The following is a 15,666-nucleotide window of genomic DNA, read 5'->3' as shown; positions in this document are numbered from 1 at the left end:
TATTTTACAGGCATATAGGTTAAGTGCAGAGATAAAGACAGCATTGATATTCATATTCCGAAAGGCGAAAAATCCGTGTTTTTTGCTATTCTTTAATGAGAGAATAAAATTTTTCTCATCACAGAAAATATTTTTACGTTTTTGTTTCAGACAGTTCTTGTGGTTTGAAATGATGAATTGTTGAGCAAAATTCACATGTAACGGAAATTTTTTCATTTTCTGTTATTTGAATTCGTTCTTCTGAAGAAAATCCATCTAATATTTCTTTAATTTTCTCGTGGGAACAAGAACATTGAGCAACAATTGGGAAGGCTTTAAAAACTTTAACACCTTGTGCATGAAAGAGGCGGAATAATAATCGTCCAGTTCCCACTTGAGGGTCAGTAAGTTCTGTATTTTCAATGGTTTCAGTAAGCGCCTTAACTTCTTGCCATTGGTCTTCAAGTTGGTTATGGGTTTTGACTTCTTGTATTTTTTGATGAGAGGATGCTTGAGGCAGGAGTTGTGTTAAAATACCTCCTGCTCGCCAGCTTTTCTTCATTTGTCCTTGCTGGTCACGATGAATTAATGTAGCGACCGCTAAACGGATATTGGTCGCAATTTGTTCTGATTGGTCAAAATAAGTACAGGCAACTTTTTGTAAATTTGATCCATCTAATGCAACAATTCCTTGGTAGCGTTGCATATGGGCTCCTTGGTCAATAGTGAAGGCCAAAGTGCCTTTTCCAAGCAGCATTTCTGGAGATGTCTGATTGTCAATGATTGCTTGTTTTAAGCGTTCTTCATCAAAACGTGCATAACCTCGTAGATTAGAAGGAACTGTAAAATCGCATACTAACATATTTACTGGCCCATCGGAATGGGTTTGTAAAATAAGTTTGCCTTCAAGTTTAAGTGATGTGCCGAGGAGAACAGTTAAAACTAAAGCTTCTGCTAAAAGATATGAAACAGGTTCAGGATATTGATGTTGTGTAAGGATAGAGTTTAAAACCTCTCCGAGTTGTACAGCTCGTCCACGGGTGTCAAGTCCTTCAACTTGAAAGGGGATGACAGTATCCTCTCTGTTTAAGTCAATGTCATTGAAATGGATGTCATTTTTAGTCTGGTCGGATTTTTTTTTCATATCTTTTTTATGTTTGGTTTTGACAAATTATTATGTGGAGAAGAACGCATCTTGTAAACACCAAGAAAGAATTGCTTTTTGAATGTGAAGACGATTTTCAGCTTCATCAAATACAACAGAATGTGGTCCATCGATTACAGAATCTACAACTTCTTCGCCACGGTGAGCAGGAAGGCAATGCATAAAAAGAGCATCAGGTTTCGCTAGTTTTATTAAGGCTTCATTAACTTGATAGGGTTGAAAAATCGAGTGATTGCGAGCACGAAATTCTTGTCCCATAGAAATCCACGTGTCAGTGATAATGCAATCAGCATTTTCGACAGTTTCTTGCGGATTATGGGTGCATGTAATATGAGCGCCTCGTTCACGTGCCCAGTTGATATATCGTGCTTGTGGTTCGCTCCCCTGTGGTGTCGCAAAGCGTAAGTGAAAATCAAAAAGAGCTGTTGCTTCAATCAAAGAATGGAGAACATTGTTACCATCTCCTACCCAAGCGAATATTTTGCTAGCAATGGGGCCACGATGTTCTTCATAAGTAAGAATATCCGCCAAAATTTGGCAAGGATGTGTGTCATCTGTAAGGGCGTTAATAACAGGAACTTGGGCATATTGCGCCAATTCAAGCATTCGGTGATGTGCTGCAGTACGCAATAAGATAATATCTACAAAACGCGATAATACGCGTGCTGTATCAGCGATAGTTTCACTATGGCCAAGTTGCATTTCTGAACCTGTTAACATAAGCGTGTCCCCACCAAGCTGACGCATACCAATATCAAATGAAACGCGAGTGCGTGTTGATGGTTTTTCAAAAATCATTGCCAGTGTTTTTCCAACAAAGGGTTTTGAGGCTTTTCCTTCTTTAAAAGTTTTTTTGAGGGTTTTGGCGTAATCGATAAGAGTGCGCGCTGTTTGTGGAGTTAAAATAGATAAGTCGGTGAAGTGACGAAGAGCATGTGTCATAGATATTATATTTGTCTTTCTTTGTTAGTTTGCGAAAGATGATCAATTGCTTTTTTAATACGATGCAAGCCTTCACATACTTCGTCTTCAGTTATTATAAGAGGGGGCAAAAAGCGTACGACATTTTTGCTTGTACCAACGCTTAGAATATGTTCATTTTCTAATGCAGTGATTAGCTCTTGTTGAGGGACTACACATTGAACACCTATCATAAGGCCTGTTCCTTGAATTGCGCTGATCACATCAGGATAAGTATCAAGAAGGGTTGAAAGTCCTTGTTTTAGTTTATTGGCTACGTGTTGAACATGATCAAGAAAGCCTGGTTCTAAGACAATATCAAGGACGCTATTGCTAACAGCCATGCCAAGAAGATTACCTCCAAAAGTTGAGCCATGAGTTCCTGGTATCATACATTTTGCAGCTTTATCTGTTGCAAGACAGGCTCCTAATGGAAAGCCTCCTCCTAGTCCTTTTGCAAGGGTAAGAATATCGGGTGTGATATCACTCCATTCATAAGCGAATAATTTTCCTGTTCGTCCTATTCCGGTTTGAATTTCATCCAAAATTAATAACAGATCATTCTCATCGCATAGGTTGCGTAAAAACTTTAAAGTTTCATGAGGGACTATCCGCAATCCTCCTTCTCCTTGAATGGGTTCAATAAGGATGGCTGCTGTATTGTTATTAATGGCATTACGCAAAGCTTTTTCGTCATTAAAGGGAACTTGAACAAAGCCACCAGCCTTAGGGCCAAAGCCTTCAAGATATTTTTCTTGTCCACCGGCTGCAAGCGTTGCAAGTGTACGACCGTGAAATGCACCTTCAAAAGTAATAATTTCAACACGCGTTGGTTGACCTAGGGTATAATAGTAACGGCGAGCAGTTTTAAATGCACATTCCAGTGCTTCAGCACCAGAATTACAGAAAAAAACTTTATCGGCAAAGCTATTCGCACAAAGACGCATAGCAAGAGCCTCTTGTTCAGGGGATTGAAAAAGATTAGAAACATGCCAGAGTTTTTCACTTTGTGTTTTAAGAGCATTAATCAGTTTTTGGTGACCATATCCCAAAACATTGACAGCAATGCCAGATGTAAAATCAAGGTAACGCTCTCCTTTATCAGAAATAAGCCATACACCATCGCCTTGTGTAAAATGTAAATTACGTCGATTAAAGCTATTATAAAGTGACTGCGCAGAGGTTGTGCTCATCATTATTTCCTTTTTCTGAGCACTGTTCATGATAAATAAAACAACGCTGCATTTGTGAAGCAATGTAATCAATGCTTTATTAATGATAGACTATCGCGCTAATTAATAAAAGGTTTCAATAAACTGTATTTGCGTACAAGAGTCGAAATAAATACAAAGGTTTATTTATGATATTGATCTGCAAGTTGGGGAAAACACCTTAAAAGCACACTTCAAGAAGGAAAGGCTCTTGTCATAGAGTTATTGGACATTGTAGTTTAAATTAACAAACGAGATTATATATCCGTTTGCAAATCTCACGGGTTCAATGAAGTTTCGAATGCTTTGTTTCAAAGTATTAAGATACTTCGTTAAACTGTTTTAAATATGGTTAATACATTTGAGGTGCTTTTGAATATACCTCAATGGAATGATCGGAATGGAGTTCTGGTATGAGTTGGACACATGAGCGCGTTGAACTGCTTAAGAAGCTTTGGAATGAAGGTTTAAGTGCAAGTCAAATCGCTGCTCAGTTAGGTGAGGTTAGCAGGAATGCTGTAATCGGTAAAGTACATCGCTTAAAATTACCAGGACGTGTTAAAACAGTGCAGGTAGTGTCGCGTGCGCAAAAAACACTTACCGCTGATATAGTATCTTCAGTATCTAGAGTGCATCGTGTTACGCCATCGGTAACGCCAGAAATTTCTCCGTCTTGTAGTGTTAGAACAACAGCTTTAAAAGTAGATCTTATGACGCATGACACGACAGAAAATAATGATGTCTCTGCAACATCAAAAGTCGTTGTTCCTATGGCGCGTCATCTTAATCTTTTGCAACTGAGTGAGAATACATGTAGATGGCCGGTTGGGGATCCTTTATTATCAGATTTTCATTTTTGTGGTGCTGATTCCGGGGAAGGCAGTCCTTATTGTGTTTTTCATGCTAAGATAGCATTTCAACCAATTTCAGAAAGACGGCGGGCAAGAGTGTAATGCTCGCAATATATTTTGAGTTGAACATCAGATTGCATTAATTAAGTTTTGATTTGGTGGATATAAATTTTCTTTCTTTGAGAAGATGCTGTTATTTTCATTATTTGAGATTTGAGCTTCTTATTGAAATGAAGATGAAAAATTTTCTTCAACAAAATATGAGTAGGTCTTGAGTGCAACAAGAAAAATAGACATGTATTTTTAAGCGTACATAATTTAAATCAAAGCAGAATTTCTGCTTTGTTCGATTTTTAACAGTTCATTTGGGTAAAATGAGTGATTTATCATCGGATGATTTTTGTATAGTCGCTATGGCTTGTTCAATTTTGGGTAGGATTTTTTGCTGATAAATTTGCCATGTTAAAGGGCCAATATGTGTAGCGATAATAACGCTGTCTTTGTTTAAAACAAAAGTTTCCGGTGGTCCATATATGCCCCAGTTGATAGCGGTGTACCCTGAAGCATCAAAACCAACATATTTAAAAGGGTTACCAAAATTATTTAAAAAACGTTGGGCGTTATCTTTATTATCCTTATAATTAATTCCAATAAGATCAAAACGTTGATCTTTTGCGATTTCCATGAGAATGGGGTGTTCTTGACGGCAAGGTGGACACCAAGATCCCCAAAAATTAACCAATGTTACGCGTCCTTTAAATTCTTCTGAATTTAAATAATTCTCATTATTTAATAAAGGAAGGTGAATTTTAGGAGCTGGTTTTCTAATGAATGCGTTCGGAATGAAAGAGGCATCATAGAGATATTTTTTATCTATAGAGCTAAAAAAAAACGTGATCAGAAGGAGAAATAGCAAGAATGGTCCAAAAAGGCTCAATAAAACAAGCCAAGACATTTTTTTTCTAGATTTGGATGGAGCGGTTTTCATTGTATTTTTCTTTCCAAATCAGCTCTTTTGTTTGCAGTTGTTGCAGGATCTTTTTTTGGTGTGCGCTCTTACGAATGATATGTCCAATGAGACAAAGAAGAATTATTGCAGAAAGTACATAGCTTAAGACAACAATCTGTTCATGATGAAGGGTACCGAGGAGACGATCAATGCGTTGAGAAAAATTTTCCAAATGTTGATTTTGGATGTTATTTAGGTCGAGCATAACGAAGAGTCCTGGTTCTGAGTGCGGTCGGCTGCTTTATTTTGAAGTGTTTGTATATAACGGTAAGTGATTTCATTTTGCATAGCCAGTAAATGCAATATGATGAACAGAAAAGTAAAACAAAGAGTCATTGTTATCAATGGCCATAACATGGTGCTGTCAATTGTTGTGCCACCTGCGCGTAATAGTGATGCCGGTTGATGGAGTGTATTCCACCAACTGACAGAAAATTTGATAATGGGGATATTGACTGATCCGACGAGTGTCAGAATTGCTATAGCATATGCAGCTTTGACCTGGTTATGAAAAGCGCGAGAGAGCATGACAATAGCGAGGTAGATAAAAAATAGGATCAAAACTGATGTCAGTCTAGCATCCCATACCCACCATGTTCCCCATGTGGGACGCCCCCAAAGAGCTCCTGTCATTAAAGCCAAGGCTGTAAAGATTGTTCCAATAGGTGCAGCACATTTAAGGGCTATACTAGCAAGGTGATGACCCCAAACTAAGCTGCTGAGTGCGGCGGCGCTCATCATGATGTAACAGAGTGTAGATAACCACGCAAATGGTGCGTGAATATACATAATTCTGACAGTAATTCCCTGTTGATAATCATGAGGAGAATGTATAACCAAAGTTAGACCTAGAATAAGCAAAAACACTGTGATACTAGCTAACCAAGGCAAAATAGTGCTGCTGACCTGCATGAAACGGGTTGAATTTGCGAAGGCCAATTTCGTGTTTTTATTGTGCGATAATTTATCCATAAATTTATAATAGGCAGACTTTGGTTTCGCGACAATTTCTTTTTTACTCTGATAAATATTTAAGTGTTATCGCTGCTACAAAAGAACTAAATACACTAAAAAAGAGTGAAAAGGCTATAAGAAAAGCCAGGGCAGTAAAAAAAGAAACATTTTGTGTTGTTGGAGCTGTGGCAGTTGCAATGCCAAAGATCATTATTGGAATTGTCCATGGTAAAATGATGATAAAAATAAGGATAGTACTGTGTGAAAGTGATATTGCTAATGCCGCACCAATAGAGCCAATAAAAATGATAGCAGGTGTTCCGCATAAAAGGGTAAGCATTGTCGCAAAAATTGTCGTCATATCCAAATAGAGAGTAAATGCCAAAATAGGAGTCACAAAAATGATGGGCAGCATGGTTCCTAACCAATGAGCAAGGCATTTGGTAAAAACAATTAATGCTAAGCTTTGCCTTTGGTCAAAGAGGATAAATTGGTCGAGATTTCCATCATCATGGTCAGTTTGAAAAAGTTTGTTAAGGTTAAGGAGTCCTGCGAAAAGAGCCCCAAGCCACAACATGCCTGGACCTATTCGTGCAAGAATGTCTGGATCTGGCCCTATAGCAAAAGGGGTCATCATAATGATGGCAATGAAAAACAAAAGCCCTGTTAATAAAGAATTTTGTGGAGCTAAGGTTAGTTTGAGATCGCGCCAGAATAGAGCTTTCATTCTACTCTCTCCTGGGAAGGTAAAAAATTCTCTAGAGTAATCATATGGTTTTCAGGAAGACCAAGAGGCGTATGGGTTACCGCTATAATCATTCCGCCTCGGTTGAGATGATGTTGAAAAAGATTAGCGCAGATAGCTTGAGCATGATTATCCAGCCCGGATATTGGCTCATCTAAAATCCAAATAGGGCGATAAGATAATAAGAGGCGAGCGATAGCTACGCGTCTTTTTTGACCAGTTGATAAAACGTTGAAGGGTAAATGTCCAAGATCGGCAAGACCAACATCTGCAAGGGCCTCATAAGGTTGGCAAAGATTTTGACCATAAAATTCTGCCCAAAATTTCAGATTATCGATAACTGATAAAAAAGCTTTCATGGCATTTTGGGTACTAAGATAATGGCATGCAGCTGCTACAGGGTATGTTTGTTTTTGGTCCTGAAGCACGACATGACCTTCAGAAGTTTTAAGAAGACCGACAATGATTCGTAGCAATGTAGATTTTCCAATGCCATTTGGACCTGTGATTGTCATGAGTTGTTGCGTGGATAAACAAAAAGAAAGGCCTTGAAAGAGAATTTTTTCATTTCTATACGCTGTTAAATTTTTGCCCAATAACATCATGGATTGCTTATTCTCTCCTTTGTCTCTGTAATTCTTATTGTATTATAAAGCAAAAAACATATTTTTTGTGCAATTGTATCTAGAATAGTTCTAAGAATAATTCTATAAAGCATGCACTACACTAATGATTGGTGTGAAACAGATTTTGGGGCTAATCTCCAAATTTGCTAGTGAGAAGACGGGGAATGGATAGCGGAAAAGTTTTATACCCGCATTCAAGTTGCGACTTGGCTTGTGGTTTGTATTATTCATTCTGGGAAGCGAGTGATTTGATAGTATGAGGGTGAATAGCCATGTCTCAAGTTGATAGTTTTAATTGTCGCAGAATTTTAAATTTTGGTGGCAAAGAATATATTTATTATAGCTTAATTGAAGCGGAAAAAAATGGACTTGAAAATGCTTCCCGTTTGCCATTTTCGATGAAAGTTCTTCTTGAAAATTTGTTACGATTTGAAGATGGTCGCACAGTCAAGAAAGAGGATATCCTCAATATCGCTAAATGGTTAGGTGATAAAGGTCGTGCTGGTGCAGAGATTGCTTATCGCCCTGCACGCGTTTTAATGCAAGACTTTACTGGTGTTCCTGCTGTTGTTGATCTTTCTGCAATGCGTGATGCTATGGTTAATCTTGGGGGTGATGCTAACAAAATCAATCCTCTTATTCCTGTTGATCTCGTTGTTGATCATTCAATTATCGTTGATCATTTTGGGAATCCGAAAGCATTTAGTCAAAATGTTGAGCGTGAATATGAACGTAATGGTGAACGTTATCGTTTTCTTAAGTGGGGACAGAAGGCTTTTCAAAATTTTCGTGTTGTTCCTCCGAGAACAGGGATTTGTCATCAGGTCAATCTGGAATATTTGGCGCAATGTGTGTGGATGAAGGATGAGAATGATTGTCAGACAGTTTATCCTGACACGTGTGTGGGAACCGATTCGCATACAACGATGATTAATGGTTTAGGTGTTTTAGGCTGGGGTGTTGGGGGTATTGAAGCAGAAGCGGCAATGTTAGGACAGCCGGTTTCAATGTTGTTACCTGAAGTCATCGGTTTCCGTTTGACAGGGAAGTTGAAGGAAGGTGTAACTGCTACTGATTTAGTTTTGATGGTTACGCAAATTCTACGTAAGAAGGGTGTCGTTGGTAAATTTGTTGAATTTTTTGGTCCTGGTTTAGAGCATATGACACTAGCGGATCGAGCAACGATTGCGAATATGGCACCTGAGTATGGAGCGACGTGTGGTTTTTTCCCCATTGATAAAGAAACAGTGCGTTATCTCAATATGACAGGGCGCGATGAACATCGAATTGCTTTGGTAGAAGCTTATTCTAAGGCACAAGGGATGTGGCATGATGAAAGTACAGCTGACCCTGTTTTTAGTGATACAATTGAATTAGATATGCGAAGCGTTGTATCCTCTATGGCTGGCCCCAAGCGTCCTGAAGGACGTATTGCGTTGGAAAGTGTAGGGCAGGGGTTTAAAATGGCCTTAGTTGAGGATTATAAGAAAGTCAGTGGCCACAATGATCGTTATAGGGTTGAGAATGAACACTATGATCTTGGTCATGGGGATGTTGTGATTGCTGCAATTACTTCTTGTACGAATACGTCAAATCCTAGTGTTCTTATTGCAGCGGGTCTTTTGGCGCGTAATGCTGTTGCAAAAGGTCTTAAAAGCAAACCATGGGTTAAAACGTCTTTAGCACCGGGTTCACAAGTGGTAGAGGCTTATCTTCTTAGTTCAGGTCTTCAAAAAGGTTTAGATGCTTTAGGATTTAATTTAGTAGGGTTTGGATGTACAACATGTATTGGAAATTCTGGTCCGTTGCATCCAGCCATTTCTAAAACGATTAATGATAATAGTTTAATTGCTGCAGCAGTTCTTTCAGGTAATCGCAACTTTGAGGGACGTGTGTCGCCTGATGTGCAAGCAAATTATTTGGCTTCGCCACCGTTGGTTGTTGCCCATGCTTTAGCAGGGACAGTGTGTAAAGATTTAACTAAGGAGCCTCTTGGTGAAGGTTCAGACGGTCAACCGGTGTATTTAAAAGATATTTGGCCAACTTCTGAAGAAGTACAGGAATTTATCGAACAAAATGTTACGCGTGAAATTTTTGTTGAGAAATATGCTGATGTGTTTAAGGGGGATGAAAATTGGCAAAAAGTTCAGGTTCCTGCTGGTGTAACTTATTCCTGGGATGATCAGTCAACTTATGTGCGTAATCCCCCTTATTTTGAGGATATGCAAAAAGTTCCTGGTGCATTAGCAGATATTAAAAATGCACGAATCTTGGGTTTGTTTGGTGATAAAATTACAACTGATCACATTTCCCCTGCGGGTTCGATCAAGCTTGATTCACCTGCTGGAAAATATTTGACTGACAACGGTGTTAAAGTCACTGATTTTAATCAATATGGAACGCGTCGTGGGAATCACGAAGTTATGATGCGTGGAACCTTTGCCAATATTCGCATTCGTAACTTTATGCTAGGAGAAAATGGTCGTGAAGGGGGGTATACAATTCATTATCCATCAAAGCAGGAAACAACAATTTATGATGCAGCAGTGTCATATAGGCAGAACGGAGTTCCACTTGTTGTTTTTGCAGGTATTGAATATGGCAATGGGTCATCTCGTGATTGGGCGGCTAAGGGCGCTAATCTTCTTGGTGTAAAGGCTGTAATTGCTCAATCCTTTGAGCGTATTCATCGGTCTAATCTTGTTGGTATGGGTATTGTTCCCTTTGTGTTTGAAGAAGGTGCAAGTTGGCAGTCGTTTGGCTTAAAAGGAGATGAACAGGTAACGATTGAGGGAATCAATGATTTGAAACCTCGTCAAAAGACTAAAGCTACAATCACTTTTATGGATGGAACAGTAAAAATTATGCCCTTGTTGTGCCGTATCGATACTGAAGATGAGTTAGATTATTTACATCATGGTGGCATTTTGCAGTATGTTTTGCGTCAGTTAGTGGTTTAAACAGAGCATATCTGTTTAAGAGCTTAATAAAATCGTGGTAAAAGCGCTTTATTTTTACTCTTGGTTTTTGAGAATTTAATTGACGTCAACCTTAAGGTTACGTTATAAGCTCACAATTAGCAGATAGCTTTAGTTTAATTATTATTTGTTTCGGTATCGATGTGGCTTAGACTCATTTTACCGATGAGTAGAAAAGAGAGATTCATTTATGGCGAATACACCTTCGGCTAAAAAGGCGGTGAATAAGATCGCAAAACGCACGCAAGTTAATAAAGCTCGCCGTTCTCGCGTTCGCACCTTTATTCGTAAGTTTAATGATGCTTTGGCTGGGGGTGATAAAGCATCTGCAGAAACGGCATTTAGAAATTGTGAACCTGAAATTATGCGCGCAGTTTCCAAAGGGGTTTTGCATAAAAATACTGCAGCACGGAAAGTGTCACGTTTGGTAAAACGTTTGAAAGCAATCAGCGCCTAGAGCTTTTTTCATTTGATATAGAAAGCCAGTACCTGCCGTGAGGTACTGGCTTTTTTTATTTACTGCTGGATTATATTGCAAAATGGTTTACCCATTTAAAAATATACTAAATTTATGAAATCCAGATAGTTATCCACAAGAATTGTGGATTTTAATAGAGTCTTTTTTTGTCAAGCTTTTTTTTATTTTTTTTGACATGAGCAGATTTTTTATTATTGGTAAATTTTTTGTAAAAAAAAGTTAATTGAATCAATAAGTTTTCTTATTCTTTTATAAAATTATAAATTTATTGCGGATTTTTTTGGTCTTTTGATTTTATTTTGACCTCTTGCATTTTACCTCTGCTGTTTTGTATGGTTCTTGTGGAAATTGAAAATGCACAAGATTTATGTCAGCTCAGTATTATGGTGTTGAGTAGGAAATTTTTTAATCCAGGATTGTGTAAATCTTTGATTTAAATAGGCTTTGTGTTTGGTTTTTGAGTTTCCTTATTTATATATCTCCGTATGGAAGAACGTATCGTATGATCAGTGTAAGGTAAATTTATTGGTCATCTTTATCAATGAAGCCGTGAGGGTGATGTCCTGGGGGAGGATAAGAAGTCTTATGGGGAAGGGTGTTCTACTCTGCTTCAATTTCTTTGTTTAGCAAAGTGGGAGTATGGTTTTTATCGATATGAAAATGGTGGATAAATTGAGTTCGAAAGTTAGTTCCTTAAAAAGAGTTTCAGTGGATATCTTATCGACGGAGGAAATGGTAAATAAAATGATGGATATCAGTGAACCAGTTAGTGCAAATACTTCTGTGGAATATCCGGTTATTTCAGAAGAGGAAGGAGCAGCTGCTTTTGCACGTGTGATGGCGCAGTTGAAAACGCAAGTTGGTATTGAAGCTTATACCAGTTGGTTTGGCCGTTTGAAGCTTTCCGAATATAATCGTAATCTTGTGAAACTTTCTGTTCCTACAGCGTTTTTACGTTCTTGGATTAATAATCATTATGGCTCTCTTTTAACCGGTTTATGGAAGCAGGAAAATTCTGCGATTCTTCGTGTTGAAGTTATTGTTCGTGATATGAAGCGTGTTGCGAAAAACGTTGTGTGCAGGACGAATGGTAATCCTGTTCTTCCTATGTCGGAGAAATCAAACGCTTTACCTTTAGTTGAGAATTATACAGAGAATTCAGCAAGGAATACGCAAACGGGGGTTTTTGGTTCACCACTTGATTCTCGCTATACTTTTGACAGTTTTGTTGAAGGGGCTTCTAATCGTGTTGCATTAGCAGCGGCGCGTTCGGTTGCTGAAGGGCATAAAAGTGCTTTGCGATTTAATCCTCTTTTTATTCATGCGTCTGTTGGTTTGGGAAAGACTCATTTATTGCAGGCTATTGCTGCCGCTGCTTTAAAGCGTTTGACGTCTACGCGGGTTATTTATTTGACTGCTGAATATTTTATGTGGCGTTTTGCAACAGCGATTCGCGATAATGATGCTTTGTCTTTTAAAGAACAGCTTCGTGATATTGATCTTTTGATCATTGATGATATGCAGTTTTTACAAGGAAGGTCGATTCAGTATGAATTTTGTCATTTGCTCAATATGTTGCTTGATAGTGCAAAACAGGTTGTGGTTGCAGCAGATCGTCCGCCAGCAGAATTAGAATCGTTGGATCTTCGGGTTAGATCTCGTCTTCAAGGAGGGGTAGCTCTTGAGATTGAAGCACCGGATTATGAAATGCGTTTGGAAATGTTACGCCAACGATTAAAGATAGCACAACAAGATGATAATACGATTGCGATTTCTGACGATATTTTGGAGTATATTGCTAAAACGGTTTTAGGATCAGGTCGTGATATTGAAGGAGCATTCAATCAATTATTGTTTCGTCAGTCTTTTGAAACTGATTTATCATTGCAGCGGGTTGATGAATTATTAGGCCATTTGACCCGTTCAAGTGAGTTAAGGCGAATTCGAATTGAAGAAATTCAGCGTACTGTTGCGCGCCATTATAATGTTTCTAAGCAAGATTTATTGTCTAATCGTCGTACTCGTACGATTGTTAAGCCAAGACAAGTAGCGATGTATTTGGCAAAAGTGTTAACACCTCGTTCATTGCCTGAAATTGGGCGTCGTTTTGGAGGACGTGATCATACAACAGTCTTGCATGCAGTACGTAAAATTGAAGATTTGGTTTGTGATGATCAGACTTTAGCTAAAGAGCTTGAATTGCTTAAGCGATTAATTGGAGAGCAGACTGTATAGCATTGATAACTTTAATAGAAGAATAGAAAGTTGATGAGATTGACTATTTTTGCTTATGCAGTGCCTATTGCCATTTTAAAAGAGGTTGAATAAAATTTGATTTGTGATTCTTTTAAGGAATCAAAGACTCTTAGTTTAGCAAGTTTCTAAAGTTATGAAGTCAATGATCAACGGGGATTTTTATGCGCGTTACAATTGATCGCAATCAATTTTTAAAGTCTCTTGGCTGTGTTCACCGTGTGGTTGAACGTCGTAATACTGTTCCTATTTTGTCGAATGTACTCATTGACGCAGATAGTGATGGTATGCGCTTAAAAGCAACAGATCTTGATTTAGAAATTACGGAATTTTCAGTTCCTCACATTGAGCAAACGGGGGGAATCACTGTCCCAGCGCATTTGCTTTATGATATTGTTCGTAAGCTTCCTGATGGTAACGAGATTATATTAGCTGTTGATGCAGACCGCCCAAACACAATGTCTGTTATCTCTGGTTTTGCTAATTTTCGACTTCAAGGATTTCCTAAAATGGATTTTCCTGAATCCCTTCCAGGTCAGTTTAATTTTCGTTTTTCTTTATTAGCATCAGATTTAAAGCATCTGCTTGATTGTACGCAATTTGCTATTTCTACTGAAGAAACGCGTTATTACCTTAATGGTATTTATTTTCATATCGTTAATGATGGCGCTTTGAAACTGCGTTTAGTTGCTACTGATGGTCATCGTTTAGCACAAGTTGATATGGAAGCTCCTTCAGGATCCGAGGGTATGCCAGGTGTTATTATTCCTCGTAAAACCGTGGGGGAATTACAAAGGCTTCTCTCAGAGGAAGCTGATAATTATGTGTGTATAGAGCTTTCAGAAACAAAAATTCGTTTTTCTGTAGGGTCTGTGGTTTTGACATCAAAATTAATTGATGGAACATTCCCAGAATATCAACGCGTTATTCCTCTTGGAAATGATAAAAAATTGACTGTAAATCGGCGGGATTTTTCTTCTACTGTTGATCGTGTTTCTACGATTTCAAGTGATCGTGGACGTGCAGTAAAGTTGACGATTGAAAATGGGCAGTTAAGATTTGTGGTAAATAACCCTGATTCAGGGAGTGCAGAGGATCAATTGGTTGCAGATTATGCGTCTGATCCGCTTGAAATAGGCTTTAATTCACGATATCTCCTGGATATTGCTGCGCAGCTTTCAGGTGATGAGATAGTTTTTATGTTGGATGAAGCTGGAGCGCCAGCGCTGATTCGTGATAGTCATGATACAAATGCGCTTTATGTGCTGATGCCCATTCGTGTTTAAGGATGATGTGTTTTGCAATGCAGTGCTGGCCATGTGCATAGAGTGGCAGTAACACAGCTGAAGTTAGCGCATTATCGTAATTATCACTTTTTGAATGTTAATTTTTCAAGCCGACATGTTGTTTTTACTGGTCATAACGGCGCGGGTAAAACCAATTTACTAGAAGCACTGTCTTTTCTTGCTCCTGGCCGTGGTTTACGGCGTGCAGCTTATTCTGATGTTAGCTGTTCTAGGGGTGAGGGAGAGGGGTTTGTTGTGTTTGCTCGCCTTCAATGTGCTCTCTATGGTGAAGTGAGTATTGGTACAGCTTTGGAAGCTGGTGGTAGCAATCGCAGGTTACACATCAATGGTGAGAATGAGGCGTGTGATTGTTTGACAGATTATTGTCATATTAGCGCATTGACTCCTTCTATGGATGGGCTTTTTATGGGACCTACACTCGATCGACGCCGTTTTTTGGATCGTATGGTTTTGGCTATTGATTCCTTGCATGGTCGGCGTATAGCTGATTATGATAAGGCTATGCGCGCACGGAATCGTTTATTTGCAGATGGAAATGATGATCGTGCTTGGTTTAACGCTCTGGAAATGCAGATGGCTGAGCTTGCGACAGCTATTGCAGCAGCACGGATTGATGTTGTTCAGCTCTTGAATGATACGTTTGTGCAAATGTCAGCATCTATACCTTTTCCAAGAGCTTTTTTACAAATTGATGGTTCTTTGGAGGAAGCTCTAAGGAAGATGTCAGCAGTAGATGTTGAAGAGGAGTTTCTAGACCGATTGCGTCGCAATCGTGCAATGGATCGTGCTGCTGGACGGACACTGGAAGGACCACATCGCACAGATTTGCAAGTTTTTTATGCTGATAAAAATATGGCTGCAGCATCATGTTCAACAGGTGAACAAAAAGCTTTGTTAATAGGCTTAGTTTTGTGTCATGCGCATCTAACAGGTGTGATGTCGAATATGGCGCCTATCTTTCTTCTTGATGAAATGGCTGCCCATCTTGATTTTTATCGGCGTGCGGCTTTATTCGATATTCTTGATGATCTAGGTGGTCAAACATTTATGACGGGGACAGATCGTATTTTGTTTGATTCCTTAAAAGGACGGGCAGAATTTTTTGAAATTGAAGATGGAGCTTTGTTAAAAGAAGAGATATGCACTTAAG

14 protein-coding genes are annotated in these 15,666 nt (G+C 38.7%); 6 read left to right on the top strand and 8 right to left on the bottom strand.

From position 1 onward, the window contains the following. Window positions 1-133: 133 nt before the first annotated feature. Genes BARBAKC583_RS06290 through BARBAKC583_RS06280 form a run of 3 tightly spaced genes read right to left on the bottom strand, consistent with a single transcriptional unit; the run spans window position 134 to window position 3,297 of the window. Window positions 134-1,123, bottom strand: coding sequence for an Hsp33 family molecular chaperone (locus BARBAKC583_RS06290; RefSeq protein ID WP_005768059.1), 990 nt, complete (start codon window positions 1,121-1,123; stop codon window positions 134-136). Window positions 1,124-1,153: 30 nt separating this feature from the next. After that, window positions 1,154-2,086, bottom strand: coding sequence for an ornithine carbamoyltransferase (gene argF / locus BARBAKC583_RS06285; protein WP_005768057.1), 933 nt, complete (start codon window positions 2,084-2,086; stop codon window positions 1,154-1,156). Between the two features lie 5 nt (window positions 2,087-2,091). Beyond that, window positions 2,092-3,297, bottom strand: a complete 1,206-nt coding sequence (locus BARBAKC583_RS06280) for an aspartate aminotransferase family protein (RefSeq protein WP_005768054.1) — start codon at window positions 3,295-3,297, stop codon at window positions 2,092-2,094. A 431-nt stretch (window positions 3,298-3,728) separates the two neighbouring features. Between BARBAKC583_RS06280 and BARBAKC583_RS06275 the strand changes: the two genes are divergently transcribed. Then, on the top strand, window positions 3,729-4,268 hold the full coding sequence (locus tag BARBAKC583_RS06275; protein WP_005768052.1) for a GcrA family cell cycle regulator: 540 nt from the start codon (window positions 3,729-3,731) through the stop codon (window positions 4,266-4,268). Window positions 4,269-4,527: 259 nt separating this feature from the next. Here BARBAKC583_RS06275 and BARBAKC583_RS06270 read toward each other — a convergent pair whose 3' ends face one another. Genes BARBAKC583_RS06270 through ccmA form a run of 5 tightly spaced genes read right to left on the bottom strand, consistent with a single transcriptional unit; the run spans window position 4,528 to window position 7,479 of the window. Further along, window positions 4,528-5,154: a DsbE family thiol:disulfide interchange protein gene (locus BARBAKC583_RS06270; RefSeq protein ID WP_005768049.1), complete on the bottom strand. Its 627-nt coding sequence runs from the start codon at window positions 5,152-5,154 to the stop codon at window positions 4,528-4,530. Next, complete coding sequence (gene ccmD, locus BARBAKC583_RS06265; RefSeq protein ID WP_005768047.1) at window positions 5,129-5,380, bottom strand: heme exporter protein CcmD; 252 nt, start codon at window positions 5,378-5,380, stop codon at window positions 5,129-5,131. The genes BARBAKC583_RS06270 and ccmD overlap by 26 nt, the downstream gene beginning before the upstream one ends. Then, a complete protein-coding gene (locus BARBAKC583_RS06260; protein WP_011807442.1) occupies window positions 5,368-6,147 on the bottom strand; it encodes a heme ABC transporter permease in 780 nt (259 codons plus the stop codon). The genes ccmD and BARBAKC583_RS06260 overlap by 13 nt, the downstream gene beginning before the upstream one ends. A 43-nt stretch (window positions 6,148-6,190) precedes the next feature. Next, entirely contained in the window at window positions 6,191-6,856 is a 666-nt protein-coding gene (gene ccmB / locus BARBAKC583_RS06255; RefSeq protein ID WP_005768042.1) for a heme exporter protein CcmB, read from the bottom strand. Next, window positions 6,853-7,479, bottom strand: coding sequence for a heme ABC exporter ATP-binding protein CcmA (gene ccmA, locus BARBAKC583_RS06250; protein WP_005768040.1), 627 nt, complete (start codon window positions 7,477-7,479; stop codon window positions 6,853-6,855). The genes ccmB and ccmA overlap by 4 nt, the downstream gene beginning before the upstream one ends. Before the next feature lie 293 nt (window positions 7,480-7,772). On the opposite strand from ccmA, the gene acnA reads away from it, so the two are divergent. The 5 genes from acnA to recF all read left to right on the top strand — a co-directional run bounded on the left by acnA (window position 7,773) and on the right by recF (window position 15,665). After that, window positions 7,773-10,460, top strand: a complete 2,688-nt coding sequence (acnA, locus tag BARBAKC583_RS06245; protein ID WP_005768038.1) for an aconitate hydratase AcnA — start codon at window positions 7,773-7,775, stop codon at window positions 10,458-10,460. Between the two features lie 208 nt (window positions 10,461-10,668). Continuing rightward, the gene (rpsT, locus tag BARBAKC583_RS06240) at window positions 10,669-10,935 is read left to right on the top strand and encodes a 30S ribosomal protein S20 (RefSeq protein ID WP_005768036.1); all 267 of its coding nucleotides are present in this window, start codon (window positions 10,669-10,671) and stop codon (window positions 10,933-10,935) included. A 681-nt stretch (window positions 10,936-11,616) separates the two neighbouring features. Continuing rightward, a complete protein-coding gene (dnaA, locus tag BARBAKC583_RS06235) occupies window positions 11,617-13,191 on the top strand; it encodes a chromosomal replication initiator protein DnaA (protein ID WP_011807439.1) in 1,575 nt (524 codons plus the stop codon). Window positions 13,192-13,373: 182 nt separating this feature from the next. Next, complete coding sequence (dnaN, locus tag BARBAKC583_RS06230; protein WP_005768031.1) at window positions 13,374-14,495, top strand: DNA polymerase III subunit beta; 1,122 nt, start codon at window positions 13,374-13,376, stop codon at window positions 14,493-14,495. Between the two features lie 12 nt (window positions 14,496-14,507). Next, window positions 14,508-15,665 carry a DNA replication/repair protein RecF gene (gene recF / locus BARBAKC583_RS06225; RefSeq protein WP_005768028.1) on the top strand — a complete coding sequence of 386 codons (1,158 nt, stop codon included), beginning with the start codon at window positions 14,508-14,510 and terminating at the stop codon, window positions 15,663-15,665. Window position 15,666 lies beyond the last annotated feature (1 nt).

The sequence above is a fragment of the Bartonella bacilliformis KC583 genome, from assembly GCF_000015445.1.
GTDB lineage: Bacteria > Pseudomonadota > Alphaproteobacteria > Rhizobiales > Rhizobiaceae > Bartonella > Bartonella bacilliformis.
Note: the sequence above shows the minus strand (reverse complement) of the source record. Positions and strands in the feature narration are given on the sequence as shown.